This window comes from Brevibacterium sp. S22, assembly GCF_004745485.1.
In the GTDB taxonomy this organism is placed as follows: domain Bacteria; phylum Actinomycetota; class Actinomycetes; order Actinomycetales; family Brevibacteriaceae; genus Brevibacterium.
In genome coordinates this window covers 151,845-176,466 of the sequence record NZ_RHFG01000001.1, presented here as the reverse complement: position 1 = coordinate 176,466, position 24,622 = coordinate 151,845, and the positions used below count along the sequence as shown (strand labels likewise).

The 24,622-nt window shown below is 63.5% G+C and carries 25 protein-coding genes; 19 read left to right on the top strand and 6 right to left on the bottom strand.

Translation table 11 applies throughout. The features are described 5' to 3' along the window. Positions 1 to 16: 16 nt before the first annotated feature. From EB835_RS00915 to EB835_RS00905, 3 genes are read left to right on the top strand one after another with little or no spacing between them, the layout of a single operon-like run. Positions 17 to 1,207 carry a sensor histidine kinase gene (locus tag EB835_RS00915; RefSeq protein WP_135807618.1) on the top strand — a complete coding sequence of 397 codons (1,191 nt, stop codon included), beginning with the start codon at positions 17 to 19 and terminating at the stop codon, positions 1,205 to 1,207. Positions 1,208 to 1,242: 35 nt separating this feature from the next. Beyond that, positions 1,243 to 1,890: a response regulator transcription factor gene (locus tag EB835_RS00910; protein WP_101544985.1), complete on the top strand. Its 648-nt coding sequence runs from the start codon at positions 1,243 to 1,245 to the stop codon at positions 1,888 to 1,890. A 47-nt stretch (positions 1,891 to 1,937) separates the two neighbouring features. Continuing rightward, entirely contained in the window at positions 1,938 to 3,191 is a 1,254-nt protein-coding gene (locus tag EB835_RS00905; protein WP_101544819.1) for an alpha-hydroxy acid oxidase, read from the top strand. Between the two features lie 7 nt (positions 3,192 to 3,198). On the opposite strand, the gene EB835_RS00900 is transcribed toward EB835_RS00905, so the two are convergent. After that, on the bottom strand, positions 3,199 to 3,807 hold the full coding sequence (locus tag EB835_RS00900) for a TetR/AcrR family transcriptional regulator (protein WP_205749829.1): 609 nt from the start codon (positions 3,805 to 3,807) through the stop codon (positions 3,199 to 3,201). A gap of 125 nt (positions 3,808 to 3,932) precedes the next feature. Between EB835_RS00900 and EB835_RS00895 the strand changes: the two genes are divergently transcribed. From EB835_RS00895 to EB835_RS00885, 3 genes are all read left to right on the top strand, one after another. Further along, positions 3,933 to 5,255, top strand: coding sequence for an FAD-dependent oxidoreductase (locus EB835_RS00895; protein ID WP_135807617.1), 1,323 nt, complete (start codon positions 3,933 to 3,935; stop codon positions 5,253 to 5,255). Positions 5,256 to 5,367: 112 nt separating this feature from the next. Continuing rightward, positions 5,368 to 6,840, top strand: a complete 1,473-nt coding sequence (locus tag EB835_RS00890; protein WP_135807852.1) for an amino acid permease — start codon at positions 5,368 to 5,370, stop codon at positions 6,838 to 6,840. Between the two features lie 105 nt (positions 6,841 to 6,945). After that, positions 6,946 to 7,905, top strand: coding sequence for an iron-siderophore ABC transporter substrate-binding protein (locus tag EB835_RS00885; protein WP_135807616.1), 960 nt, complete (start codon positions 6,946 to 6,948; stop codon positions 7,903 to 7,905). A gap of 21 nt (positions 7,906 to 7,926) precedes the next feature. Here the strand turns inward: EB835_RS00885 and EB835_RS00880 are convergent, their stop codons facing one another. Beyond that, positions 7,927 to 8,385: an NUDIX hydrolase gene (locus EB835_RS00880; protein WP_135807615.1), complete on the bottom strand. Its 459-nt coding sequence runs from the start codon at positions 8,383 to 8,385 to the stop codon at positions 7,927 to 7,929. A gap of 90 nt (positions 8,386 to 8,475) precedes the next feature. On the opposite strand from EB835_RS00880, the gene EB835_RS00875 reads away from it, so the two are divergent. From EB835_RS00875 to EB835_RS00850, 6 genes are all read left to right on the top strand, one after another. Then, positions 8,476 to 9,264 carry an alpha/beta fold hydrolase gene (locus EB835_RS00875; protein ID WP_135807614.1) on the top strand — a complete coding sequence of 263 codons (789 nt, stop codon included), beginning with the start codon at positions 8,476 to 8,478 and terminating at the stop codon, positions 9,262 to 9,264. A gap of 72 nt (positions 9,265 to 9,336) precedes the next feature. Further along, positions 9,337 to 10,245, top strand: coding sequence for a sulfurtransferase (locus EB835_RS00870; protein ID WP_135807613.1), 909 nt, complete (start codon positions 9,337 to 9,339; stop codon positions 10,243 to 10,245). Beyond that, positions 10,245 to 10,730: a SufE family protein gene (locus EB835_RS00865; protein ID WP_135807612.1), complete on the top strand. Its 486-nt coding sequence runs from the start codon at positions 10,245 to 10,247 to the stop codon at positions 10,728 to 10,730. The genes EB835_RS00870 and EB835_RS00865 overlap by 1 nt, the downstream gene beginning before the upstream one ends. Positions 10,731 to 10,815: 85 nt before the next feature. Further along, positions 10,816 to 11,883, top strand: a complete 1,068-nt coding sequence (locus EB835_RS00860) for an iron chelate uptake ABC transporter family permease subunit (RefSeq protein ID WP_135807611.1) — start codon at positions 10,816 to 10,818, stop codon at positions 11,881 to 11,883. Then, on the top strand, positions 11,880 to 12,983 hold the full coding sequence (locus EB835_RS00855) for a FecCD family ABC transporter permease (protein WP_240688451.1): 1,104 nt from the start codon (positions 11,880 to 11,882) through the stop codon (positions 12,981 to 12,983). The genes EB835_RS00860 and EB835_RS00855 overlap by 4 nt, the downstream gene beginning before the upstream one ends. Next, entirely contained in the window at positions 12,980 to 13,801 is an 822-nt protein-coding gene (locus tag EB835_RS00850) for an ABC transporter ATP-binding protein (RefSeq protein ID WP_135807610.1), read from the top strand. Before EB835_RS00855 ends, EB835_RS00850 begins: the two co-directional genes overlap by 4 nt. A 105-nt stretch (positions 13,802 to 13,906) precedes the next feature. Here EB835_RS00850 and EB835_RS00845 read toward each other — a convergent pair whose 3' ends face one another. Genes EB835_RS00845 through EB835_RS00835 form a run of 3 tightly spaced genes read right to left on the bottom strand, consistent with a single transcriptional unit; the run spans position 13,907 to position 15,675 of the window. After that, positions 13,907 to 14,878: a DUF808 domain-containing protein gene (locus EB835_RS00845; RefSeq protein WP_135807609.1), complete on the bottom strand. Its 972-nt coding sequence runs from the start codon at positions 14,876 to 14,878 to the stop codon at positions 13,907 to 13,909. Further along, entirely contained in the window at positions 14,879 to 15,199 is a 321-nt protein-coding gene (locus EB835_RS00840) for an META domain-containing protein (protein ID WP_135807608.1), read from the bottom strand. Continuing rightward, positions 15,196 to 15,675, bottom strand: a complete 480-nt coding sequence (locus EB835_RS00835; protein WP_135807607.1) for an META domain-containing protein — start codon at positions 15,673 to 15,675, stop codon at positions 15,196 to 15,198. The genes EB835_RS00840 and EB835_RS00835 overlap by 4 nt, the downstream gene beginning before the upstream one ends. Before the next feature lie 246 nt (positions 15,676 to 15,921). Here EB835_RS00835 and EB835_RS00830 point away from each other — a divergent pair, with 246 nt between their 5' ends. Both EB835_RS00830 and EB835_RS00825 read left to right on the top strand, forming a co-directional pair. Further along, entirely contained in the window at positions 15,922 to 17,883 is a 1,962-nt protein-coding gene (locus tag EB835_RS00830) for a S1 family peptidase (RefSeq protein WP_135807606.1), read from the top strand. Positions 17,884 to 18,148: 265 nt separating this feature from the next. Next, a complete protein-coding gene (locus tag EB835_RS00825; protein ID WP_135807605.1) occupies positions 18,149 to 20,299 on the top strand; it encodes a S1 family peptidase in 2,151 nt (716 codons plus the stop codon). A gap of 75 nt (positions 20,300 to 20,374) precedes the next feature. Here the strand turns inward: EB835_RS00825 and EB835_RS20800 are convergent, their stop codons facing one another. Continuing rightward, a complete protein-coding gene (locus EB835_RS20800; protein WP_346763129.1) occupies positions 20,375 to 21,352 on the bottom strand; it encodes a GNAT family N-acetyltransferase in 978 nt (325 codons plus the stop codon). A gap of 84 nt (positions 21,353 to 21,436) precedes the next feature. On the opposite strand from EB835_RS20800, the gene EB835_RS00810 reads away from it, so the two are divergent. The 5 genes from EB835_RS00810 to EB835_RS00790 all read left to right on the top strand — a co-directional run bounded on the left by EB835_RS00810 (position 21,437) and on the right by EB835_RS00790 (position 24,618). Beyond that, positions 21,437 to 21,652, top strand: coding sequence for a hypothetical protein (locus EB835_RS00810; protein ID WP_135807604.1), 216 nt, complete (start codon positions 21,437 to 21,439; stop codon positions 21,650 to 21,652). Between the two features lie 42 nt (positions 21,653 to 21,694). Then, positions 21,695 to 22,513 carry a thioesterase family protein gene (locus EB835_RS00805; protein WP_135807603.1) on the top strand — a complete coding sequence of 273 codons (819 nt, stop codon included), beginning with the start codon at positions 21,695 to 21,697 and terminating at the stop codon, positions 22,511 to 22,513. A gap of 107 nt (positions 22,514 to 22,620) precedes the next feature. Beyond that, a complete protein-coding gene (locus tag EB835_RS00800) occupies positions 22,621 to 22,992 on the top strand; it encodes a VOC family protein (protein WP_135807602.1) in 372 nt (123 codons plus the stop codon). A gap of 55 nt (positions 22,993 to 23,047) precedes the next feature. Continuing rightward, entirely contained in the window at positions 23,048 to 23,566 is a 519-nt protein-coding gene (locus tag EB835_RS00795) for a DinB family protein (RefSeq protein ID WP_135807601.1), read from the top strand. A gap of 44 nt (positions 23,567 to 23,610) precedes the next feature. Then, a complete protein-coding gene (locus EB835_RS00790) occupies positions 23,611 to 24,618 on the top strand; it encodes a DUF368 domain-containing protein (protein ID WP_135807600.1) in 1,008 nt (335 codons plus the stop codon). The last annotated feature ends 4 nt before the right edge of the window (positions 24,619 to 24,622 follow it).

Below are 24,622 nucleotides of genomic sequence, written 5' to 3'. Positions count from 1 at the left end.
TTGCTACGATCGATTCATGCCCTGGCCGAGCGCGCTGTCCACCCGCCTTCCTCCCGAAGTACGGATGTTCGCCGCGCGGTGGACGCGGTCCGTCCTCGCTGTCGTGTGGGGTGGTCTGCTGTGCCTGCCGCTTGTCATCACCTCCGTTCTCCCGCCCACCTCACGCGTGGCCACGAGAGTCCGGGGCTGGGAACTCGCCCGGCACTCCCGCGGATTCGGACTCGTCCTCGCATCTGCACCGATGAAACGGCGATTCCTGCTCGGCAACGGCCTCGTCGCAGGTCTCGCCATCATCCCCACGGCGAACCTCCTCGGCGGATTCTTCGTCGTCACTCTCGGTTCGCTCTTCCAGGGATTCTTCATCGGGGGAGCCGTCAACATCGGGTTCGACATGTGGTCGATCTCCCAGCCGACGCTGTTCGTCGGTGTCCTCTACGGGGCGGCGAACCTCATCGGAACCGTCGCTCTGGCCGAGGCGGCCAGCTGGGCGCACAGCCGCATCGACGCGCATTTCGTCGAGGTGGAGCGCCCCTTCGCCGTCTACACCCGCATCAGCGAACTGCTGACGACCCGCCGTGGAGTCGTGCTCGCCATCGACGAGGAACGACGCCGGATCGAACGCGACCTGCACGACGGCGTGCAGCAGAACGTCGTGTCCCTGTCTATGCTCATCGCGCGTGCCAGGCGGGCCTCGGATCCGGTGAAGACCGAATCCCTGCTCGACGATGCGCTGATCCAGTCCCAGGACCTCATCGACGAGATGCGGGAAGTCGCTTGGCGGGTCTATCCCACAGCGCTGGATGAGCATGGGCTTCGCCCCGTGCTCGAGCGGATCGCCGGGCGCAGCCCCGTACCGCTGACCCTCCAGACCGTGCCGGAAGGCAGATTTCCGGCAGCAGTGGAATCTGCGACCTATTTCGTCGTTCGCGAGGCCGTGACGAACGTCGTCAAACACGCCGAGGCGACCGCGATCACGGTGAGCATCGTCGCCGAGGCGCAGACGGCGCTGACCGTGACCATCTCCGATGACGGCCGCGGCGGAGCCGATCCGCGCGGGGGAGGACTCCAAGGGCTTGCGCGACGGGTCGGTGCCCTCGACGGGAGTCTCAATGTCGACTCCGCAGAGGGCACGGGCACGACGGTGAGCGCTTGGATCCCGCTCGGTGCCGAAGCACAGATGGGCAGCACGAAGAGTGAGAAGAGCTAGAGGTGACCATGACAGAGATACAGACGGAGAATCAGATGCGCGTCGTTCTCGCCGATGATGCGGTGCTGCTGCGTGAAGGCGTCCGCAGTCTGCTCGAAGACGAAGGGATCAGCGTCGTCGCGTCCGTCGGAGACGGAGGCGAGCTGCTGCGGGCGGTCGCCGAGCTGCGACCGACCTTGGCGATCGTCGACGTGCGGATGCCGCCGACCCACACCACCGAAGGGCTGGAGGCGGCATTGGCGATCAAACGGCGTTTTCCGGACATCGGCGTGCTCGTGCTCAGCCAATACGTGCTGCGTGAATATGCGACAGAACTGCTGAGCACCGAGTCGGTGGGCGTCGGCTACCTGCTGAAGAACCGAGTGACCGACATCGACCGGTTCCTCGAATCGGTCCATCGGATTGCCGAGGGCGGAACGGTCATCGACCCCGACGTCGTCCGTCAGCTGCTCACCACCTCGGAGAGGCAGAACACGCTGTCGACCCTGACCCCGCGGGAAAGCGAAGTGCTCGAAGCGATGGCCGAGGGACTGTCGAACCGGGGCATCGGCGAGCGACTCTTCGTCTCGGTCAGCTCCGTCGAGAAGGCCATCAGCGCGATCTTCGACAAACTCGGCCTCCAAGCGGGGGAGACGACGAGCCGCCGCGTCGAGGCAGTGCTCGCCTACCTCAACCGGGAGTGAAAGAATCGGACCGAGAAGCGCCACCTGGGCCGAGAATGAGGAGAGAAATGAAACGCCGACTGCCTGATCTCAAAGAGCTCGCTCCATTGCTCCAGTTCGACCTGCCCCGCCTCGACCGAGTCGCCGCGAGGTTGGAGTCGGCCGCAGACATCTGGGACCTCCGCCGCATCGCCAAGCGCGTGACGCCGACGGCTCCGTTCGACTATGTCGACGGTGCCGCTCTGGATGAGCGGACATTGGCGAAGAACCGTGACGCGCTGGGCAACGTCGAGCTGCTTCCCCGAATCCTCCATGGAGTCGACGCCCCGGACACGTCGACGACGATCGCCGGCACCCGAACCGCACTGCCCTTCGGCATCGCCCCGACCGGATACACACGCATGATGCACTCCGAAGGCGAAGTCGCCGGAGTGCGTGCGGCGTCGAAGGCCGGAATCCCGTTCTCACTGTCGACGATGGGCACGACCTCTGTCGAAGACGTTGCGCAGGCGGCACCGGATTCCACCCGGTGGTTCCAGCTCTACCTGTGGAAGGACCGGCAACGCAGCCTTGACCTGATCCAGCGGGCCGCCGCCAGCGGATATGAGACCCTTTTGGTCACCGTCGACACCCCGATCACCGGTCAGCGTCTGCGTGATCACCGCAACGGTCTGACGATCCCACCCCGACTGACGCTGGGGACCATCCTCGACGCCTCCTATCGCCCCGGCTGGTGGTTCAACTTCCTCACCACCGAACCGCCGAAGTACGCATCACTGTCGAACACCTCCCAGTCCCTGGCGGAGATGACAGCGACGATGTTCGATCCGACTCTCGACCTCGATGACCTGCGTTGGATCCGCGAACAGTGGACCGGGCGACTGTTCGTCAAGGGCATTCTCACTGCCGAGGATGCCCAGCGCGCGCAATCCGTCGGAGCCGATGGACTCGTCGTCTCCAACCACGGCGGCCGTCAGCTGGATCGGGCTCCGGACCCGCTGACGTCACTGGCCGAAGTCCGAGCGGAGGTCGGACCGGAGATGGAGCTGATCTTCGACTCCGGGATCATGTCCGGCACCGATGTCGTCGCCGCACTGTGCGCCGGGGCGGACTTCGTGCTCATCGGCCGGGCGTATCTGTACGGCCTCATGGCCGGAGGTCAGCGAGGCGTCGAGAGGGCGATCGCCCTCATCCAGCAGGAGATCCTCACCGCCATGGGTCTCATGGGCGTCCGCAGCATCTCCGACCTCGGTCCCGAACTCGTCCGGGGCCTGCCTCATGCACCGGCCTCGGACCGGAAGCTGTCGGCCGACTCCCTGTGAGTCTCCGTCAGGCCTGCAGCAGACGTGTGAGCAGTCGGAACTGATGGACCGAGATCTCCGCCGGATCGACGGCCGCGCTGTCGTCCTCCGTCAGTGACAGAGCCCTTTCATCGAAAGTGCGCAGCAGTGAGAACACCGTCAGTGTCTGGAGTTCGAGCGGACAATCAACATCGATCGCCTCGGCCTTACGCCCGACGATGAGTACGGCGCGCACCCACTCTTCGACATGGCCGGCGAGCTCCCGGACCGCGGGACTGTCCGCATTCGCATAGACGATGTGCCACAGACGCGTGAGATCGGGGCTCTCCGGCCATGTTCGCGCGATGTTGCCCCAGACCGAGCGTGCTCGGTCCCAGAACCCGTCTGAGAAAGTCTCCGGAGCAGGCGGTGTCCAGAACCGGCGGGCGGATGCAGCGAGATCGGCGACGACGAGGGCGAAGAGGTCGTCCTTCGAATCGACGACATGGTAGAAGGAGCTCTTGCTCATCCCGCAGGTGGAGATGATGCGATTGAGCGACGCCTCCTCGAACGTTCGCGAAGCGAATTCTCGCGCGGCGGCGTCAATGAGCGCGGCGCGCTTCTCGGGGCGCATACGCGCCAATGCAGTCTCGGACACGTCGTCAGTGTAGCAATCGCCATCCAGTCTATGGACCATCCGGTCCAGTCGGTGATATCGTGTGTGGACCACCCGGTCCACATTGAGGGTGGCACATTGAACTGGATCGACGAAGGAGCTCATACATGATCACCAGCGTCACGGTCGACGACCAGCTGAAAGACGTGAGTCCAGAAGAGCCGCGCATCCTCATCGTCGGAGCCGGAATCGCCGGAATCACCCTGGCTCAGCTGCTCAGGGGCCGCGGGATGCACCCGGTCCTCATCGACCGCTCGGCCGATTCCGGCCGCATGATCGGCGACAACCGCGCCGGATACATGCTCGCCCTCATGCCGATGGTCGATCCCATCATCGACGAACTCGACTGCCGGGAGGCTTACCTCGAATCCAGCGTCGGCATCGACCGCTATATCGCCCGTGCGCATACCGGCAGAGTCCTCAGGCAGGACCGCCTCGGTGACCTGCTGGCCGACTACGGCGACTACCGCGGAATCTCCCGCGCAGCACTGCTCGACGTGCTCACCGTCAGCGACTGCTCGATCGCGTTCGGCACTACAGTGACAGAACTGTCCGAAGCCGGAGCCACTGTGACTCTGGCCCAAGGAGGCCATGGGGGCCAAGATGCAGAGCACGATTTCGATGTCGTCGTCATCGCTGACGGAATGAACTCCCGCACCCGCGGACTCGTAAACGGCAAGACTGCGTTGACCGACCCCGGAAAGAACGCCAAGCCCGCCGCGACAGGCGCCGACGGGCCGTCGCCCGTGTCGGCAGTGGACACGACCTGGGGCGGATGGGTCTGCTGGGCCGAAGCCGATGACGATCAGAGTGCCGTCGATGAGATCTGGGGCGACGGATTCTTCCTCGGAATGTATCCGGTCAAGGACGGAATCGGCGTCTTCCTCGGCTGTCCCGACTCCCGGCAGCCGCTCGGCCCGCGACGATTCGCCGCCGAGGTCCGCAACCGTCTCACGGTGCTGACGCCGCGGATCGACGCCTGTCTCACTGCGGTCGAGGAGGCGGAATCACCCTTCTTCTGGCCGCTGCGGGATTCACGGGCACACCGGTGGTGCCACGGGCGGACCGTTCTGCTCGGTGATGCGGCGGCCGGGTTCCTCCCCACGGCCGGAATCGGTGCCGGCATGGCGATGGAATCGGCCGGAGTGCTCGCCGGCGAACTCTCCGCCCTGGCCACTCGGCCCAGCACGGCCTCAAGCGCGGGCAGTTCAGTTGCCTCCGAACCGGTGGCCGCACTCGAACGTTTCGAAGCCCGCCAGCGACCGCGTGTCGAGGCGGCTCACGACAATTCGCGGTCTCTGGCCCGACTGATGTTCGGCCGGTCCCGCCTCTTCGCATTCGCCCGCGACCAGGCGTTCCGCGTCATCAGCATCCGCTCCGCGCTCAAGCCGATACTGCAGCTGCTCGAATCCCCACCCGAGCGGATGTGACCCTCCTCCCAGACTGCGTCCCCATCGGCCTCGAACGGGCCCGTGTGTGGTAGGAATGGCCAGGGTCTTCGTGCGCGGACCTGCCGAACCACGAACGAGGATGACCATGGGAATGACAGCCGCCTCGGCGAGCGAAGAACGCCGACTCCGACGGGGACTGAAGTCTCGCCACCTGCAGATGATCGCCATCGGCGGTGCCATCGGCACCGGACTCTTCCTCGGCTCAGGCGGCACGATCTCACAGGCCGGACCCGGCGGTGCCCTCCTGGCCTACGCCGCGATCGGCATCATGGTCCTCTTCGTCATGCAGTCCCTCGGTGAGATGTCGACCCACCTGCCGGTGGCTGGATCGTTCCACACCTACGGCACCAAATACGTCAGCCCCTCATTCGGCTTCGCCATGGGCTGGAACTACTGGTTCAACTGGGCGATCACCTTGGCCGCCGAACTCGTCGCAGCCGGTGTCATCATGTCCTTCTGGCTCCCCGATGTGCCGTCATGGATCTGGGCGGCGGTCTTCCTCATCCTCCTCGCCGGGCTGAACTTCCTGTCCGCGAAGGCCTTCGGCGAAGGCGAATTCTGGTTCGCCGCCATCAAAGTCGCAGCCGTCCTGGCGTTCCTCGTCCTCGGCGTTCTCATGATCTTCGGCATCCTCGGCGGAACCTCACCCGGAATGAGCAACTGGACGACGGGCGAGGCTCCGTTCGTCGGCGGATGGATGTCTGTCATCAGCGTGTTCATGATCGCCGGGTTCTCGTTCCAGGGCACCGAACTCGTCGGCGTCACCGCTGGGGAGTCGGAGAATCCTCGCAAGGACATGCCGCGAGCCATCCGCACCGTGTTCTGGCGCATCATGCTCTTCTACATCGGCGCCATCGCCGTCATCGGGTTCCTCCTGCCCTACACGGACCCCTCTCTGCTGGCCTCGGCGAACAACGAGGACATCACCGCCTCGCCGTTCACGCTCGTCTTCGAGCGCGCCGGCATCGCCGTGGCCGCCGGGATGATGAACGCCGTCATCCTCACCGCGATCCTCTCGGCCGGCAACTCCGGCCTCTACGCCTCCACCCGCATGCTCTACGCCATGGCCGAAGAAGGAACCGCGCCGAGGCTGTTCGCCCGACTCAACGAACGCGGAGTGCCTGTCATGGCGCTGCTGGCCACCGCGATGATCGGTCTGTTCGGATTCCTCACTGAGATCATGGGCGACGGTGGTGCCTATACCTGGCTGATGAACGTCTCCGGTCTCTCCGGCTTCATCGTCTGGGTCGGCATCGCGTGCTGTCACTTCCGGTTCCGCCGCGCCTATGTCCGGCAGGGACGTGCTGTCGCGGACCTGCCGTACCGGGCACCGTTGTTCCCGATCGGTCCGATCATCGCGCTCATCATGCTCGTCGTCGTCATCATCGGCCAGAATGTGCAGGCCATCGTCAACGGTCAGCTGCTCCAGGTCGCCAGTGCCTATGCCGGGCTTCCGGCATTCCTGCTGCTGTGGGTCATCCACCGCATCGTCACCGGCCGAGACTCTCGCATGGTCGGATTGGACGAGATGGACATCGAAGGTCTGGAGATCAAGGCGTCCTGAATCACGACGCGGGGGTTCTGCGGCGGGGGGAGAGTCGAGTGCAATCACCTGCATGATGATGGGTTAAGCTAGGCTCGCCTAATACTTCAAGAAGGACTCCCTCCCATGCGCAGAATTCTTGCTCCACTGTTCGCCTCTGTTCTCGTTCTCGCCGGCTGCGGCGGAGGAGGATCGGACTCAGCAGACTCCGCCTCCGGTCCCACGGTGGACACCAAATTCGGTGCCATCGAGGTGCCCGCCGACCCGCAGAAGGTCGTCGCGCTCGGGTGGGGTGACGCCGAGACCGCCCTGGCGCTGGGCGTCCAGCCCGTCGGTGCTTCGGACTGGGTGGAGTTCGGCGGCAAGGGCGTCGGCCCCTGGGCCGAAGACCTCTATGACCAGGACCCGGAGATCATCGCGACAATGGAACCCGACTACGAGGCGATCGCCGCACTCGAACCCGACCTCATCCTCGACACGAACAGCTCGGGAGAGCAGAAGCGCTACGATCGTCTGTCCGAGATCGCTCCGACCGTCGGCGTTCCCGAAGGCGGCGACAACTACCTGACGACGATGGAGCAGCAGGTCGATCTCGTCTCCCAAGCGCTGGATAAGGACGACGACGGGAAGAAGCTGCTCGACGATCTCGATCAGACGTTCGAAGATGCGGCGGAGGCTCATCCCGAGTTCGAAGGCAAGACCGCCACGGTTGCTGCGAAGACTGCGGACGGGTGGGGCGCGTATGTCGAGAAGTCGAGCCGGGTGGAGGTCATGGAGCGACTCGGCTTCACTCAGTCACCGAAGATCGATGAGAGCGAGGCCGAAGGATTCTCCGTCCCGGTCTCCGAGGAGAACCTCAAGACCCTCGACGCCGATGTGCTGCTGACGTTCCCGATCTACATCCCCGATTCCGACGTCACCGACGATGAGGGCTTTGAGCGCATCCCCGCCGTCAAGGACGGTCGCTCCCTCGTCTTCACCGACGACATGGACGACCTGCGGATGGCGTTCTCGCTCAACTCCATCCTCTCAGCGAAGTACGCGGCCGAACACCTGCCTGACGAACTCGAGAAGATCGTCAAGTAGCCGTCCTACCGCGATTGCCGACTACGACGCGGCACGCCGCGCATCGAGACCGACGTCGATGATGCGGGCGTGCCGCACATCTGTCAGCGAGTCGATCGGCAGCCACTCGGCCCGGTCCGTCGTCCCGTCGACCTCGAGCGTGCCCAGCGTGCCGCCGGTGACCCGAGCCTCGTAGACGACGCGCACTCCTTTGAAGGGGCGAGAGGTCGAATCGCCGAACACCGGATTGCGTCGTGATTCGGTGAAGGAGTGGGTGGTCAGGGGGCGGACAAGCTCAGCGTCGTAGCCGGTCTCCTCTCTGATCTCCCGAATCGTGCCCGCTTCGATGCTCTCGTCGAATTCGATTCCGCCGCCGGGCAGCGTCCAGATCGCGTGCAGGCGGTCCCTCCCGCCGTTGAACCAGCTGAGGAGGATTTCGTCGTCGTCATTGACGATGACCGCGTAGCCGGCAAGTCGAGTGTCATATTCGGAGAAGTGCATGCCCTCACCCTACCGGTGCGGGATCCCTCGGGTACGGAAGTCTGCGCGGGAGGCCGACCGGATAGGAGACCGACGGGATAGGCTGGAGACGTGACCACCATCAACAGCACTCGCATCGGTGATTCCGGGCGCCTGGTCGTCTTCCTGCACGGATTGTTCGGCCGAGGCAAGAACTTCACCCGCATCGCCAAGGACATCGAGCCCGAATTCTCCAGCCTCCTCGTCGACCTGCCCAACCACGGCGACTCCGAATGGACCGAGACCTTCGACTACGTCGAGCTCGCCGATGCCGTTGCGAACCATATCGCCGAGGCGGTCGGTCCTGATGAACAGCCGGTGCACCTGGTCGGGCATTCCCTGGGCGGAAAGGTCGCCATGGTGCTCGCCCTGCGCCACCCGAGCCTGATCGACCGCCTCGTCGTCGTCGACATCGGCCCCAACGCCGGCGGCTCGACCGGCGTATTCGATCATCTCCTCTCCAGCCTGGCCGCCCTCGATCTCGAACAGATCGAATCGCGCACCGACGCCGATGCGGCGCTTCAGGAGCCGATCCCCGAAGCCGCGATCAGAGGATTCCTGCTGCAGAACCTGCGCCCCACCTCGGCGGGGTATTCCTGGCAGCCCAACCTCACACTCCTGCATTCGAGCCTCGATATCATCGGGGATTTCCCGGAGATGGGTGATTCCGTCTTCGACCACCCCGTCCTGTGGGTCGCCGGCGAGAAGTCGGACTACGTCAGCCGTGACGACCTGCCGCAGATGCGCGGCCTGTTCCCACGCACCACCCTTCTCACCGTCAAAGGCTCGGGCCACTGGGTGCATTCGGAGAAGCCGCAGGCGTTCGTCTCAGCCTTGACGGCATTCCTCAGCCGACCCTGAAAAGGAATATGCTGAACGCGCTCGGCGTTGCCATGTCGAGCACAACTAGTCACCAACCCTGAGGAGGAATGCGTGAGCACTTCGATCCCGGCCGATCCCGCACCGAAGTTCGCCGAATACGCGGACGGAACCCGACTGGTCAGCACCGACTGGGTGGCTGAGCATGCAGGCGATCCCGGACTCGTCATCGTCGAAAGCGACGAAGACGTGCTGCTCTACGAGACCGGGCACATTCCCGGAGCAGTCAAGGTCGATTGGCACACCGAACTCAACGACCCCGTGACCCGTGACTACGTCGACGGCGAAGGATTCGCCGCACTCATGTCCGCCAAGGGCATCTCCCGCGATGACACCATCGTCGTCTATGGCGACAAGTCCAACTGGTGGGCCGCCTACGCACTGTGGGTCTTCACCCTCTTCGGTCACGAAGACGTCCGCCTGATGGACGGCGGACGTGCGAAATGGCAGGCCGAAGGCCGAGAGATGACCACCGAGAAGCCGAGGCCCGAACCCACCGAATACCCCGTCGTCGAACGCGACGATTCAGTCATCCGCGCTTTTCTGTCCGACGTCCGGGACAGCCTCGGCGAACTGCCGCTCATCGATGTGCGCAGCCTCGAAGAATACACCGGCGAACGCACCCACATGCCCGCCTATCCGGAGGAAGGCGCACTGCGCGGCGGCCATATCCCCGGTGCGAAGTCGATGCCCTGGGGCAAGGCGGCCAACGAGGACGGCACCTTCAAGTCCGCAGCCGAACTCAAGGAGCTCTACACCGAGCAGGCCGGACTGGGCACCAGCGACGAGGTGATCGCCTACTGCCGCATCGGTGAGCGCTCCAGCCACACATGGTTCGTCCTCAAGCACCTGCTCGGCTACGAAAATGTACGCAACTACGACGGCTCCTGGACCGAATGGGGCAACGTCGTGGCCGTGCCGATCGTCACCGGAGCCGAGCCCGGAGAGGTGCCCGGGCGCTGATGACTGAGGCCACCACACCCACAACCGATGACCTGCCGGAGGCGCTGGCGGAGATCGTGGTCGATTTCGCCGAAACCCCGGCCGATGACCGTCTGCAGGTGCTGCTGGAGTTCGCGACCGACCTTCCGGACCTGCCCGCGAAGTACACGGATCATCCCGAACTGCTCGAGCCTGTGCCCGAATGCCAGTCGCCGATCTTCCTCGTCACCGAGGTGGCCGACCCCGAGGCGGGGGAGCAGGCTGAGGTGCGCCTGCACTTCTCCGCGCCCCCGGAGGCGCCGACGACGCGCGGATTCGCCGGTATCCTCCACGAAGGGCTCGACGGAGCCAGCGCCGAGGCGATCCTGTCGGTGCCCGCCGACCTGCCGCTGCGTCTGTCGATGTCGGAGGTCGTCAGTCCGCTGCGGCTGCGCGGAATGAGCGGAATGCTCTCACGCATCCAGCGACAGGTCTCCGAAAGGATCGGCAAGATCACAGGCAGCTGATCCCTCCAGCGCTTGGCTGTCATCGGGGAGTGCGTTACAGTGTGGTTAGCCTGACCTTAGTGAGCCACTCGAAGGACCGACCCCGATGACAGCATCCGCCACACTCTCCTCGGCGAAGGAGGAAGCGGATGCCGGACGTACCACCGGTCGGGCTCTGCTGATCAAACGCACCACGGGACTGATCGCGGCAGTGCTCGCTCTCGTCGTCGTGGTGCTGGCCTCCCTGGCCATCGGTGCCAGGGACATGCCCGTCTCCGAGGTGCTCGACGCCTTCTTCGCTCCGACCGGCAGCGATGACCAACTCGTCGTCCTCGAACTCCGTCTGCCCCGGACCGTGCTGGGCATCCTCGTCGGCATGGGCCTGGGGCTTGCCGGCGGGCTCATCCAGGCACTGACGCGCAACCCGCTGGCCGATCCCGGAATCCTCGGAGTCAACGCCGGTGCCTCCTTCGCGGTGACGATCGGCATCGGCTTCTTCGGCATCACCTCGATCAACGGCTACATCTGGTTCGCCTTCGTCGGTGCCTTCCTCACCACCGTCGGGGTCTACATCATCGGCTCGTCCGGGCGCACCCGCACCGTCGACCCGATTCGACTGACTCTGGCCGGAGTGGCCATGGCCGCCGTGCTGACAGGACTGACGAAGGGGATCCTGCTCACGAACGAACGGGCCTTCGACTCCTTCCGCTCCTGGGACGTCGGCGCGATCGCCGGTCGTGACTTCGACGCGGTCACCGCGGTGCTGCCCTTCATCGCCGTCGGCACGGTGCTGGCTCTGGCACTGGCCCATTCGCTCAACGCCGTCGCACTCGGCGACGACCTCGCTGCGAGCCTCGGCACCTCGGTCAACCGCACTCGAATCCTCTCGATCCTCGCGGTGACGCTGCTGGCCGGCGCCGCGACCGCCGCAGCCGGGCCGATCGGCTTCATCGGACTGATGATCCCGCACATCGCCCGCTGGATCGTCGGACCCGATCAACGGTGGATCCTCGCCTACTCCGTTCTCCTCTCACCCATCCTCCTCCTGGCCTCAGACGTCATCGGGCGTGTGGTGATGAAACCCGGAGAGCTGCAGGTCGGTGTCGTCACGGCCTTCGTCGGAGCCCCCGTCCTGATTGCGCTCGTACGCCGAAAGAAGGCCAGCGGACTGTGAAGACTGCACCGACCCGACTCGAATCGACCGAGATGAACATCGACCGGTCCGTGCTTCCCGGGGAGAAGATCGACTTCGGACGGCCGATGCTGCGCATCTTCGGCCAGCGCATCGACATGCGCGTCGTTCTGACCGTCGGCATCGTCACGCTCCTGGCGCTGGCCTGCGGTTTCGCCGCACTCATGCTCGGCAAGTTCTCGCTCACCCCAGCCGAAGTGTTCCAGGGCCTGTTCGGTCAGGCCGAGAGACGCATCGTCAACACCGTCGTCGGAGAATGGCGCGCTCCGCGGATCATCGCCGGCATCGTGCTCGGAGCAGGGCTGGGGGTATCGGGAGCGGTGTTCCAGTCGCTGACCCGCAACCCGCTGGGAAGCCCCGACATCATCGGTTTCTCCACCGGCGCCTACACCGGCGGAATCGTCACCATCATCGTCTTCGGCGCAGGCTATGTGTCCACGGCGTTCGGTGCGATCATCGGCGGCATCCTCACCGCCGTCGTCGTCTACCTGCTGACGTGGAAGGGCGGAGTCCAAGGCTTCCGACTCATCATCGTCGGCATTGCGCTGACGGCCATGCTCAACGCGTTCAACACCTGGCTGATCCTGCGCGCGGACCTCGAACTCGCGATGGCCGCAGCGACCTGGGGAGCCGGGTCTCTCAACGGCATGGGTTGGTCGACGATCACCCCCGCAGCGGTCGCCACGATCGTCCTCTGTCTGGGCTGCGGGATCTTCGCCCGTGACCTGCACACCATGGAATTGGGAGACGATACGGCGAAGGCGCTGGGAGTGAGGAACGAACCGGTGCGCGCAGCACTCATCGTCGTCGCCGTCGCCCTCGTGGCAGTGGTCACCGCCGCCGCCGGACCGATCGCCTTCGTCGCCTTGGCGGCCCCGCAGATCGGGCGACGGATCGCTCGCGCCCAGGGCACCAGTCTGCTCGCCTCCGCAGCTGTCGGAGCGCTGCTGCTGGTCGGGGCCGATCTCATCGCTCAGCATGCCCTCGGCGACATCCAGCTGCCCGTCGGAGTCGTCACCGTCAGCATCGGCGGCATCTATCTCATCTGGCTCCTCATCCAAGAAGCTCGGAAGGCACAATGAGCACATCCACAACCTCTCCGTCACCGCTGGTCGCGCGGAATCTCGATCTGTCCTATGACCATCGACAGGTCGTCCGCGACCTCGACGTGTCGATTCCCGACGGCAAGTTCACCGTCATCGTCGGCCCGAACGCCTGCGGAAAGTCGACCCTGCTGCGAGCCCTGGCCAGACTCCTGCCTCCGGCTAAGGGATCGGTCCTGCTCGACGGGACGGACATCGCGAAGATGAAGACGAAGAGCATCGCTCGCCGCCTGGGTCTGCTGCCGCAGAGTTCGATCGCGCCCGAAGGCATCACTGTCGGCGAACTCGTCGCCCGCGGCCGGCACCCGCATCAGTCGTTCCTCAGACAGTGGACCGACACAGACGAGGCCGCAGTGCTCACCGCACTGCGGGCGACGAACACCGAGGAACTCTCGTCCCGGCAGGTCGACGAACTCTCCGGCGGTCAGCGTCAGCGGGTGTGGGTGGCCATGGTGTTGGCGCAGGAGACCTCGCTGCTGCTCCTCGACGAACCGACGACGTTCCTCGACGTCGCCTTCCAGATCGAACTGCTCGACCTGTTCTCACAGCTGAACAACGAATACGGGCACACGATGGTCGCGGTCCTCCACGACCTCAACCAAGCGTGCCGCTATGCCGATGAGATCATTGCGATGAAGAACGGTGCAATCGTCGCTCAGGGGCCGCCGGAGAAGATCATCACCTCGGACCTCGTCCAGAAGGTGTTCGGCATCGAGTGCACGGTCATCGACGATCCGGTCACGGATGCTCCGATGATCGTGGCAGGAGCACCGAAGAAGACCTTCTCCCAACGCTGACGCGCCTGTTCAGGAGCAGCAGACTCAGAAAGGCTCAGCGACACGATGAAGGACGGGCTCGAAGCCGTCGGCGCCGACGAGCGGATACGAACAGATTGCGCCCGCCTATGAAGCAGCGGCGTCCTTGTTCCCTGGCTTCGTCGCAAGCGCCTTGGCTCCGACGATGACAGCGACGACGATGCCTCCCCAGATCGCGCCGAGGATGAAGGAGAAGAACGTATTGACCAGCCAGCCGAGGAATCCGCCGACGGCCGCGATTGCGGCGACGGGTTCTTCGAGGTGGTGGACGAAGCCGTAGAGGGCGTGGAAGCCGAGTTCATCGGTGCCGACGAGGATGATGTGGCCGCCGACCCACAGCATTGCGAAGGTGCCGACGACGGAGAGCAGCGCGAGCAGCTTCGGCATGGCTCCGACGAGGAACCGACCGAACTTCTGCTGTCCGGGGGAATCCTTCTTCGCCATATGCAGACCGATGTCATCCATCTTCACGATGAGCGCGACGACACCGTAGACACCGACGGTGATCGCAATGCCGACGACGGCGAGGATGACCGCGCGACTGGTCAGGGACTCACCGGCCACCTCGTTGAGGGCGATGACCATGATCTCGCAGCTGAGGACGAAGTCGGTGGTGATGGCTGAACGAACGACCTTCTTCTCCGCTGCCGCACCATCGGTCGGCTCATCCGCGGCGGGAGTCTCCTTCTCATGGTGGGCAATCCACCCGAGCTTCTCACCGATCTTCTCGGCACCCTCAAAGCACAGATAGGTGCCGCCGACCATGAGCAGCGGGGTCAGCAGCCAGGGCAGGAACTGGCTGAGCAGCAGGATGACCGGCAAGATGATGACGAGCTTGTTGAAGAGCGAGCCCACAGCGATGCGCTGGATGATCGGCAGCTCACGTTTCGGATTCACTCCTTCGACGAACTTCGGCGTCACCGCCGCATCATCGATGACGACGCCCGCAGCCTTGGCGCCGGCTCGTGACGCACCGGCAGCGACATCGTCGAGGCTGGCAGCCGAGAGCTTGACGATCGCGGCGACGTCGTCAAGGAGTGCGATCAGACCCCCGGCCATCTACCGAGCGCCGAGCGTTTCAGTGGTGCCCGGCGGCTGACGATGGAGATCGCCGAGGTGGTTCTCTGCGGCGTCGAAGAGTCGCAGACGGTCACCGTCGGGTTCGACCCGCCTGGCTTTGGGGACCCACGTGAGCATTCCGGGAGCGGCTTTGAGCGTCATGATCGAGGATCTGATCATGTATCCTTCCGGCTCGGCCGACCATGAGGTCACGAGGTTGTTGGCGCCGTCGCTGCCGCGCAGTGACCCGTTCTCGGAGAACTCGAGGAATGCTCGTTCGTTCGTCTCAGCCACCCAGCGGCCGATGAGTTCCTGTGTCATTTGTCTTCCTTCTCCAGTCCGCCGATGACTTCTCCGTTGCTGTCTTTGACTTTCATGACGTCGCCTTCGATGGCGGCTGTCGACGCCTTGCTCAACCAGGTGTCGACGCCTGCGCACGCCTTCTGAGTCGACATGAAGGAATCGATGACGATCTCGTCGCCTTCGACTTTCCAGCTGGTAATAATCGCATTGCAGCCGTCAGAACCTTCGAGCGAACCGTCTTCAGCGAATTCGAGGAAGGGGTCACCCTTTTCCGGTGAGGTCCATTTGCCGGTCGGGTCAGGCTCGGAGGCCTCTTCGCTGGGGGGCGCGGTTTCGGTGGATTCGGTGGGTGAGGGGGAGCTCGGGCTCCGTGGGTCGACGCCGGTGTCGCAGGCTGCCAAGGGCAGTGTGAGGGCGAGGGCGGCGAGTCCGAGCGCGAGCCTCGATGCGGGTCTCGCAGCGGCCAGGGCGCGAAGCTGTGTGTGGTTCGGCATGCCCCTGATCATAACGGCACCGTTTTCGAGGCCCCTGGAAGAACACAGGACGGCTTGTGAACCTCGACTTCTGTAAGTTGTGTTCACCTGCGACGCTGATGGTTTTTGCCATGTCTCGTGATCAAACCGTAATCTTTCACACGGTTGGAAATCTGACACCAGAGACATTGACCGCCGAACTGCGGCGAAGCGTGTTGAAGGGGTCGGGCAATCGAAGCATCGACAACGATCAAGGGAATCAACCTTATGCAGAAGAAACTCGTGCAGAGTTCGCTGGCAATCAGTGCCGCAGCGGCGCTGGGCCTGAGCGGCGCGCTCGTTGCCTCGCCGGCGATGGCCGACAACGCTCCGCAGAAGCTGGACCTCCAGAGTGAAGCTCACGTCCAGAAGGCTCTGTCCGGTGTCGAGGGGGTCAACGCCTACGGCACCGAAGGCGGCGAGCTCAGCATCGGCGTTGCCAAGAAGACCGACGAGATCAAGAAGCTCGAAAAGCAGTACAAGAACATCAAGGTCACCGAGGGCATCAAGGAACTGAAGCCCTACGCGAAGAATGACCTCGTCGGCGGCGCCGGCTACCTCGCCAAGGCCGGCGAAAACGGCGGAGCCTGCTCGACCGGCTTCACCGGCTGGGACGGAGACGGCAAGCCCGTCGTCCTGACTGCCGGACACTGCTCGAAGATCATCAACGAGCAGACCAACGAGTTCGACGGTGACACCACTGTCGATCAGACCGAGAAGCCTTCGACCTCTGAAGCCAACGGTGGAGAAGGATTCCAGGCTTCCGGCGACGGCGTCATCGGCAAGTGGGGCTTCCACAACTTCGGCGGCGACCTGCTCGAGGGCGCCGACCAGGATAACTGGCCCGAGCCCAGTGAGTCGGACATCGACTTTGCCGTCATCAACGTCGACGAGTCGAAGTACAACGTCAAGAACGGCATCACCGACTGGTCCACCGCTGATTCGGACGATCTGGCCAAGTCGACGACCGAGATCACCGAGGTCGGCGAACACAAGGAAGGTGCGATCAACAAGTCGGGCCGCACCACCGGTAAGACCGACGGCGAAGTTCTGCCGCGCTCGGAGTACGACTTCGACTACCAGAACGTCGGCGGTCGCTGGGTCCACGGATTCGGCGTGACCTCGCCGATCGACAAGCCCTTCTCACAGCCGGGCGACTCCGGTGGCGGCGTGTACCAGGGCAAGACGGCCGTCGGTGTCATCTCCGGTGGCGGCGACCTCGACGCGAACACCTCGTTCACCTGGGTGGCTGACCTGGATCACTCGCTCGAGGAGTCCGGCACGGACTTCAACCTCGAGAAGCCGGGGGAGGAGACTCCCGAGGCTCCCGCCGCTCCGAAGGCTGAAGACCAGACCATCGAGCCAGAAGGCAAGGTCAAGGGCAAGGCTGAGGCCGGCGCCGAGGTCGAGGTGAAGTGGGAGGCTGCCGAAAGCGATAAGGGCAACCAGGCCGACGCTCAGGCTGCTGAAAGCGGTTCGGAGACAGTCAAGGCCGACAAGGACGGAAACTTCTCCGTCGAAGGACCCAAGGCAGAGGGTGACTACGACTTCACTGCGACTGCGACCGTTGACGGCGAGAAGTCCGAACAGACCGAATTCGATGTGACCGTTGAGAAGGACGAGTCCGAGACTCCCGCCCCGGTCGAACGCGAGATCAGTGTCGACCCCAAGGAGATCGCGGCTTCCGACTTCGTGAAGGAAGACAACGGCGTGACGATCACGGTCAAGGGCTTCGACGAGGGTGAGAAAGTCACCCTCGAAGTCGCCAGCGGACCCGAGGGTGTCGAAGGCATCGAGCTGGAAGAGACCGCCAACGAGAACGGCGCTGCCGCATTCTCCATCTACGGCACCAGCGCCGAGAACCCCGAGGCCTACCTCGGTAAGTACGACGTCGAGGTCGCCGGCGCCAACGACACCGAGGATGAGTCGGCACTGACCGGTTCGTTCGAGGTTGTTGCTGACGAAGACGGCTCCGGTGGCGGAACCGGTGGCGACGATGACGGCAACAACGACGACGGCAATGCCGACGGCGGAGCCGGCGAAGGAAATGACGATGACGGAAACGGTGACGGTGGCTCTGATCTGCCTCGCACCGGTGCCGAGCTGACCGGCCTTGCTGCCGGCGCCGGACTGCTCCTCGTGGGCGGAACCGCAATCGTTCTGACCATGCGTCGCAAGAACAACAACTGAGTGCAGTGATGTTGACCGTTTGACGGTCTGCTGAACGCCTAATGTCGATGCCCCCGGCCTCCTGGCCGGGGGCATCGTCAATTCATCCCGTGGTCGCGCGGCGGATAAAGGCAAGTCGCTTTGTACACCTGTTGAAGTTTCGTTCATTAAGTTCACAGTTTTCCACGTACTTTTTTGGTAGTCCCTGAGTGCGGCCCGTAACCTTATCGTGACTTAGGTCATCGATTCGTGATTTTGATCCCTCACACAAGAGAGACAACAACTTATGCAGAAGAAACTCGTGCAGAGTTCGCTGGCGCTGGCCGCAGCGACAGCACTCGGACTCGGAGGCGCACTCGTCACCGGGCCCGCAATGGCAGATTCGCCTGAGCTCACTCAGCAGACTGCGCAGAAGGCTGCGAAGTCCATTCCCGTCGTCAATGCTTTCGGTTTCGACAACGGCACACTTCACCTCGGTGTCGAAAACGAAGGTGACGTAGATTCGGCAGAGATTGAGAAGCTCCAGAAGAAGTACGGGGCTGACAGCGTCGTCGTTCAGGCCGGTATTCCCGAAGTCGAAGCCCATGCCGCTGACGATCTGGTCGGTGGCGCCGGCTATCTGCTGACCTCGCCGAGCACCGGCGGAACAGGGGCCTGCTCGACCGGATTCTCCGGATGGGACGATCAGGGTAACCCTGTCGTCGTGACGGCGGGCCACTGTGCCGAAGACACCGGAGAGAACGGCGAGGACCTCGGTTCGAACGATATCCTCGACACCGAGCTTCCCAACTCTTCTCCCGCCGCCGGTGGTCAGGGTGGCGAAGTCACCGGGGTAGGCTCTCTCGGCTCCTGGGGATACAACAAGTACGGCAGCCCTGTCGAACCTGATGACGAGACAGGCAGTGAGGGCGATATCGACTTCGCCGTCATCGACGTCGACGAGTCGAAGTACAACGTGAAGAGCGGTATCACCGATTGGTCTGATGATGAAGACCTCTCATCCTCGGTCGCGGCTATCACCTCTGTGGGATCGCATACCGAAGGCAGCATTCAGAAGGCCGGTCGCACGACCGGACTGACAGAGGGCCAGGTCATCCCTCGCGAGCAGGCGCCGTTCGACTTCATGAGCGTCAGCGATCGCTGGGTGCATGGATTTGCTGTTGAGTCGTCGCTGAGCGATCCGTTCTCGGCGCCCGGCGACTCCGGCGGCGGTGTCTTCCAGGGAGACACCGCAGTGGGCGTGATCTCCGGTGGCGGACCTGCTGAATGGGACGACGGCACCGAGTTCTCACTCGGTTGGGTAGCCGACCTCGACTACTCCCTCGAGCAGTCGAACCAGTCGATTTCCTTCGAGGACCCCGCCGAGGAGCCCCCTGGCGACGACAACTCGGACGCAGATGCTTCTGCTGCCGCTGAGGGTGAGGACGCGGATGCTTCGGCAGCCGCAGAAGGCGACGACGCCAACGCTTCCGACAACGCTGATGCAGACGCCAAGGATGCCGACGCTTCGTCCGCTGCAGAAGGCGACGATGCTGAAGCTTCGGCTGACGCAGACGGAGCAGAGGCAGACGCTTCCGCAGCCGCCGACGGCAAGGATGACGAAGCTGATTCCGACGCTGACGGTGACGAGAAGCCCGAAGCTCCCAAGGTCGGCGACCAGACAGTCGTCGAAGGTGGAAAGATCAGCGGTCAGGCCGCTCCGAATGCTGAAGTGAAGCTGACTTGGAAGTCTGCTGGCGCCAACGCTGGTTCCGCTCAGGCCGCACCCGCTGAGGGCAATGTGACCGTCAAGACCGATGCTGACGGCAACTTCTCGACCGAGGCTCCTGCCGAAGCCGGTGAGTACAACTACACCGCAGTCGTCAACGTCAACGGACAGGACTCCGCCCCGGCTGAGTTCGTTGTGACCGTTGAGGCTGAAGAGGCCCCTGCCGAGCGCAGCCTGACCGTCGACCCGAAGGAAGTCTCTGCTTCTGACTTCGTGAAGGAAGACAAGGGCGTGCAGGTCACCGCTGAAGGCTTCGAAGAGGGCGAGAAGGTCAGCCTCGAGGTTGTTGCCGGTCCGGACAATGTCGAGGGCATCACTCTCGAAGAGACCGCCAATGCAGACGGAGTCGTCGGATTCTCGATCTACGGCACCAGCGCCTCGAACCCCGAGGCCTACCTCGGTCAGTACGATCTCGAGGTCACCGGAGCCAACGACGCCGAAGACGAAGAAGCCCTCACCGGTTCCTTCCAGGTCGTGGCCGACGAAGACGGCAACGGTGGCGGCAACGATGGCGATGACAACGGCAACGACGACGGAAACGGTGACGGCGGTGGCTCTGATCTGCCTCGCACCGGTGCCGAGCTGACCGGCCTTGCTGCCGGAGCCGGACTCCTCCTCGTCGGCGGAGCCGCTGTTGTTCTGACCATGCGTCGCAAGAAGAACAACTGACGCAAACTCTGACGGTCAGATGCTGACCGACTGAGCGGACGTGCCCCTGACCTTCGGGTCAGGGGCACTTTCTCATCATCGGACGAAAGCACGCAGAGCCGCCCCTGCAGATGGGGAGGCCTCGCTGAATCCGAGAGAAGCGTAGAACGCCGTCAATCTCGGATCATCGTCGGTAAGCAGAACAGTCTGTCGGACGTCGGCGAAAGGTTCGAAGGCACGGATGACGAGTTCCGTTCCGATGCCGCGCCATTGCACCCTGGGGTCAACGAGGACATCCTGCAGATAGACAAGTGTCCCGAAGTCGCTGATAACGCGAGCCAGTCCCACAAGAGTTCCTTTCTCGCGAGCGCAAACGACATGTGCGGAGTTGAGCACGCTGAGGATCAGCCGTTCCGGGTCGTTTGTATAAGCAGACCATCCGACTGAATCGTAGAGGCCGAGCAGCTCACTGCGCGAAGACACGTCATTCGACGAATACGTGATCCCGTTTCGAGTCCGCTCTGGGAAGTGTCGACGATCGTGCCAGTGAAGCACGTCACGGACCCCTGTCTCCCATTCCCTGCGCAGAATCGCGTAGGCGACTGAATCCAAAGGGTCTCCACCGGCAACGGGCCACGCCTGACGGTAGTGAGCTTCCTTTGTCCAGCCCGCTCGTTCGAAGACCGACCTCATGGCGCAGTTGTCTTCCCGGGTCTGACCTTCCACTCGTATCGCTCGCGTATTGGCGAACATGTGATCGGAAATGGAGTTCAATGCCGCAACGCCGAGCCCCAGGCCCCGGAACCGTGCGGCCAATCGGAGGTCGAGCATCGGAGTCTCGTCACGAAGATCCTCGAGTCGGACGATACCGATCCGCCCGTACTCACCGTGATCGAGCCAGAATGTCTCGTTCGTCTCGCCGAGGAAGTATCCGGTCGCAATTCGTTCGCGGACCGATTCCTCTGACCAGCCGGACGTCGCCACGTGAAAAGGAAACTCTTCCGTAGTGTAGAACTCAATGAGCTCACCAGTATCGCGGTCATCGGGATCGACTCGGGTCAGTTGCATACTCATGCGCTTAGACTAACCGGAGTGTGCCCACCGCGGTTCAGAGCAGATACGCGATGATCAAAGCGCGTCCGACGAAGGAGTCCAGCAATGAGCCTTGAAGACGACCCGTTCGACTACCAGATCACCAAATCCGGAGTCCTTGTCATCCGCCGAGGCGGCCGTACGGTCATGGAACTCGGCGGGAAGAAGGCCGCCGCACTCATTCCCAGACTCGGCCGCGATGACGAAACCGACCAGCAATTGCTGGCCCGGGCGACCGGAAACTACCGTCACGGAAACGAACGTCAGCCCAAACAATCCTGATGCTGGCTGTACGATCGTTCAGCTGTTGGTAATGTATGTCACATGAGTCAAACGACCGCCAGTGAATTCTCCCGCGCCACCGCCGTTACTCGACAAAGCGAACACGAGTTCACCGCCGAACTCGACGCCGGCTGGAAAGTCGCCGGAGCCGTCAACGGAGGCTACCTCCTCGGGGTCGCCGGTCAAGCACTTCGCACCGTCAACCCCAGTACGCCGGACCCCCTCGTGGTCTCCACCTTCTATCTGGGACCCAGCACAGAAGGTTCGGTGGACATCACCACTCGCACACTGCGCGAAGGCCGATCAACGGCGAGCTACGGCATCGAACTCTCCCAGAACGGGGCACCGACGATCTCGGCAATGGCCACGATGGGCAACCTCGGCGAGCTTCCCGACGATGTCGGCACCACTGCCACCCTGCCCCAGCTGCCGCCACCAGAGGAGTGTGTCAGCGTCGCCGAAGCCAGCGAGGATTTCACGAAAGCGGCACCGCTGATCGAACGTTTCGATATGCGCCTGGACCCGGCCACCGCTGGGTTCGCGGTCGGCAGACCCAGTGGTCGCGGAGTGCTGCAGGGCTGGATTCGGTTCATCGACGGGACGGATCCAGATCCGCGGTCTCTGCTGACATTCCTCGACTCCTTCCCACCGGTGATGTTCGACCTGGGTCGTTTCAATTGGGCACCGACGATGGAACTGACCGCGCACGTTCGGGCCCTGCCTGCGCCCGGTTGGATCAGTGCGCGACTGGCCACTCGGAACATCGCCGGCGGTATGTTCGAAGAGGACTGCGAATTGTGGGACTCGGCCGGCCGCCTCGTGGCTCAGTCACGTCAGTTGGCGCGCCAGCCTCGTGGGTGAAGAAACGATGACGGCGGATAACCGACGATGACGCCCACAGAGTGTCATGTCAGCACGGTGCTCTAGAGTCAGTTCAACACCTATCCGACTGTGAAAGGACCAAGTCCATGGCATCGCTGTCATCGCTGAGCATCACATTCGACTGCCTCGACGTGGAAACGCAATCGCTCTTCTGGGCCGAACTCCTCGGTGCCGAAATCGATTCTGGTGCCAATGATTATGTCGCGAGCATCGGGGGAGTCCACAACACCGAATCATCGACCCCGGGAATGCTCTTCCTCAAGGTCGACGAGCGTACAGAGGGGAAGAATCCGCTGCATATCGACCTCGACGATCCGCACTATCCAGCGGATGTCGACCGGGCGGTCTCCCTGGGGGCGCAGAAGCTGGGGTCCTTCGACGAATACGGAATCGAATGGACGACCTTGAAAGATCCCGAAGGAAATCTCTTCGACATCGGCCGAAGAAAACTAGACTGAACCCCATGCACCTGGTTTGAACGACAGGCCGTCTGCATGATCAGAGAGGCTCAGCATGACCCTGCCATTGACCGATCCGAGCAGCACCCCGACCGAACGCCGTGGGCTCGAAGAGTTCCTCGACTACTTTCGACAGGTGGTCAGACGCAAGGCCGATGGGCTGACGCCTGACCAGCTGGCGCACACCGTGGCCTCCTCGTCGTTGACGATCGGCGGGATCCTCCGCCATCTCACTCTCGTCGAAGAGAGCTGGTTCGTCGAAGTGCTGCAGGGTAGAGAGCTGGGGGAGCCGTGGTCGAGTGTCGATTGGAACTCCGACCGTGATTGGGACTTCGACTCCGCTGCGGGGATGACTGCGGAAGAGCTCCTGGACGCCCACGCACAGTCATGCGAAATATCCCGTGAAATCCTCGCCGAGGTGGCCGACCTGGGCACGCTCACCGAGCGAAGTGACAGCGACGGAGTCAGGTTCAACGTCCGCTGGATCCTCATCCACCTCATTGAAGAATATGCTCGACATGCGGGCCACGCCGATCTCCTGCGCGAAGACATCGATGGTGAGATCGGCGACTGAGTCGCAGGCTCGCAACGGCCGGTCGATGAAATAGGCTGGGAGGTATGACGAACTCCTCGCCATCCGCTGCCGACACTGAGCCGAAACGACCCAAGGCGCTCCTTCCACTCGACCTGGTGCGTGGCTTCCTCATCGGCAGCGCCGAACTCGTCCCCGGAGTCTCCGGCGGAACCATCGCCCTGGTCACCGGAGTCTACGACCAGCTGATCGACTCCGCCGCACACGTCGTCTCTGCAGCAAAGACCCTGGTGGCAGGACCGGACCGGGTGACAGGTGCGATCGCTGAACTGCGGCGTACCGACTGGCTCCTCGTTATCCCCGTTCTGCTGGGAATGGCCACTGCAGTGTTCACCATTGCCGGTGTCATGGAGTCCTTCGTCGCCGGCAACCCCGAACTCTCCCGCGGACTGTTCTTCGGTCTCGTCGCCGCCAGCATCGCGGTGCCGCTGCGGATGCTGCCCGCACGGACCACGCGTCAGCCGGCACTCCTCGGTGTTCTGGCCTTCATCGCCGCAGCCGCGCTCGCGTTCTGGATGACGAGTCTGGCCGGCGGTGCAGATGTGGAGAACCCGCCTCTCATCACGGTCTTCTTCGTCGCCTCGATCGCCATCTGCGCACTCGTCATTCCCGGAGTCTCCGGATCATTCTTCCTGCTGGCGGTCGGCCTGTACTCGACGACACTGCGCGCCGTCGACTCCCGCGATTTCGGGTACATCGGAATCTTCCTGCTCGGAGCGATCCTCGGCCTGGCCGTCTTTGTCAACATCCTCAGATACTTCCTCCACAACCACCGGTGGTGGACACTCACCGTCATGGCGGGACTGATGTTCGGTTCCCTGCGCGCTCTCTGGCCCTGGCAGTCGTCCGCCGAGGCAGGGGCTGACGGCGAAGAGCACGGAGCAGGTGCTCTGCTGGCTCCTGGTGACCCGGTGCTCGGCCCGATCCTTTTGGCAGTCCTCGGCGCAGCTGTTGTCGTCATCCTCATCGTCGTCGAGGCGAAATTCGCTGCTTCGAAGGCTCAGTCGGTTGGAGCCGACTCCAGCGCGGCTTGAGCGC

What these genes read in the sequence shown, in the direction of transcription:
- EB835_RS00805 (WP_135807603.1), top strand. Translation starts at nt 21,695, where the DNA reads ATGAGTCAAACGACCGCCAGTGAATTCTCCCGCGCCACCGCCGTTACT.
- EB835_RS00790 (WP_135807600.1), top strand. Translation starts at nt 23,611, where the DNA reads ATGACGAACTCCTCGCCATCCGCTGCCGACACTGAGCCGAAACGACCC.
- EB835_RS00800 (WP_135807602.1), top strand. Translation starts at nt 22,621, where the DNA reads ATGGCATCGCTGTCATCGCTGAGCATCACATTCGACTGCCTCGACGTG.
- EB835_RS00825 (WP_135807605.1), top strand. Translation starts at nt 18,149, where the DNA reads ATGCAGAAGAAACTCGTGCAGAGTTCGCTGGCGCTGGCCGCAGCGACA.
- EB835_RS00890 (WP_135807852.1), top strand. Translation starts at nt 5,368, where the DNA reads ATGACAGCCGCCTCGGCGAGCGAAGAACGCCGACTCCGACGGGGACTG.
- EB835_RS00895 (WP_135807617.1), top strand. Translation starts at nt 3,933, where the DNA reads ATGATCACCAGCGTCACGGTCGACGACCAGCTGAAAGACGTGAGTCCA.
- EB835_RS00905 (WP_101544819.1), top strand. Translation starts at nt 1,938, where the DNA reads ATGAAACGCCGACTGCCTGATCTCAAAGAGCTCGCTCCATTGCTCCAG.
- EB835_RS00915 (WP_135807618.1), top strand. Translation starts at nt 17, where the DNA reads ATGCCCTGGCCGAGCGCGCTGTCCACCCGCCTTCCTCCCGAAGTACGG.
- EB835_RS00865 (WP_135807612.1), top strand. Translation starts at nt 10,245, where the DNA reads ATGACTGAGGCCACCACACCCACAACCGATGACCTGCCGGAGGCGCTG.
- EB835_RS00850 (WP_135807610.1), top strand. Translation starts at nt 12,980, where the DNA reads ATGAGCACATCCACAACCTCTCCGTCACCGCTGGTCGCGCGGAATCTC.
- EB835_RS00835 (WP_135807607.1), bottom strand. Translation starts at nt 15,675, where the DNA reads ATGCCGAACCACACACAGCTTCGCGCCCTGGCCGCTGCGAGACCCGCA.
- EB835_RS00910 (WP_101544985.1), top strand. Translation starts at nt 1,243, where the DNA reads ATGCGCGTCGTTCTCGCCGATGATGCGGTGCTGCTGCGTGAAGGCGTC.
- EB835_RS00885 (WP_135807616.1), top strand. Translation starts at nt 6,946, where the DNA reads ATGCGCAGAATTCTTGCTCCACTGTTCGCCTCTGTTCTCGTTCTCGCC.
- EB835_RS00810 (WP_135807604.1), top strand. Translation starts at nt 21,437, where the DNA reads ATGAGCCTTGAAGACGACCCGTTCGACTACCAGATCACCAAATCCGGA.
- EB835_RS00830 (WP_135807606.1), top strand. Translation starts at nt 15,922, where the DNA reads ATGCAGAAGAAACTCGTGCAGAGTTCGCTGGCAATCAGTGCCGCAGCG.
- EB835_RS00840 (WP_135807608.1), bottom strand. Translation starts at nt 15,199, where the DNA reads ATGACACAGGAACTCATCGGCCGCTGGGTGGCTGAGACGAACGAACGA.
- EB835_RS20800 (WP_346763129.1), bottom strand. Translation starts at nt 21,352, where the DNA reads ATGAGTATGCAACTGACCCGAGTCGATCCCGATGACCGCGATACTGGT.
- EB835_RS00845 (WP_135807609.1), bottom strand. Translation starts at nt 14,878, where the DNA reads ATGGCCGGGGGTCTGATCGCACTCCTTGACGACGTCGCCGCGATCGTC.
- EB835_RS00795 (WP_135807601.1), top strand. Translation starts at nt 23,048, where the DNA reads ATGACCCTGCCATTGACCGATCCGAGCAGCACCCCGACCGAACGCCGT.
- EB835_RS00860 (WP_135807611.1), top strand. Translation starts at nt 10,816, where the DNA reads ATGACAGCATCCGCCACACTCTCCTCGGCGAAGGAGGAAGCGGATGCC.
- EB835_RS00880 (WP_135807615.1), bottom strand. Translation starts at nt 8,385, where the DNA reads ATGCACTTCTCCGAATATGACACTCGACTTGCCGGCTACGCGGTCATC.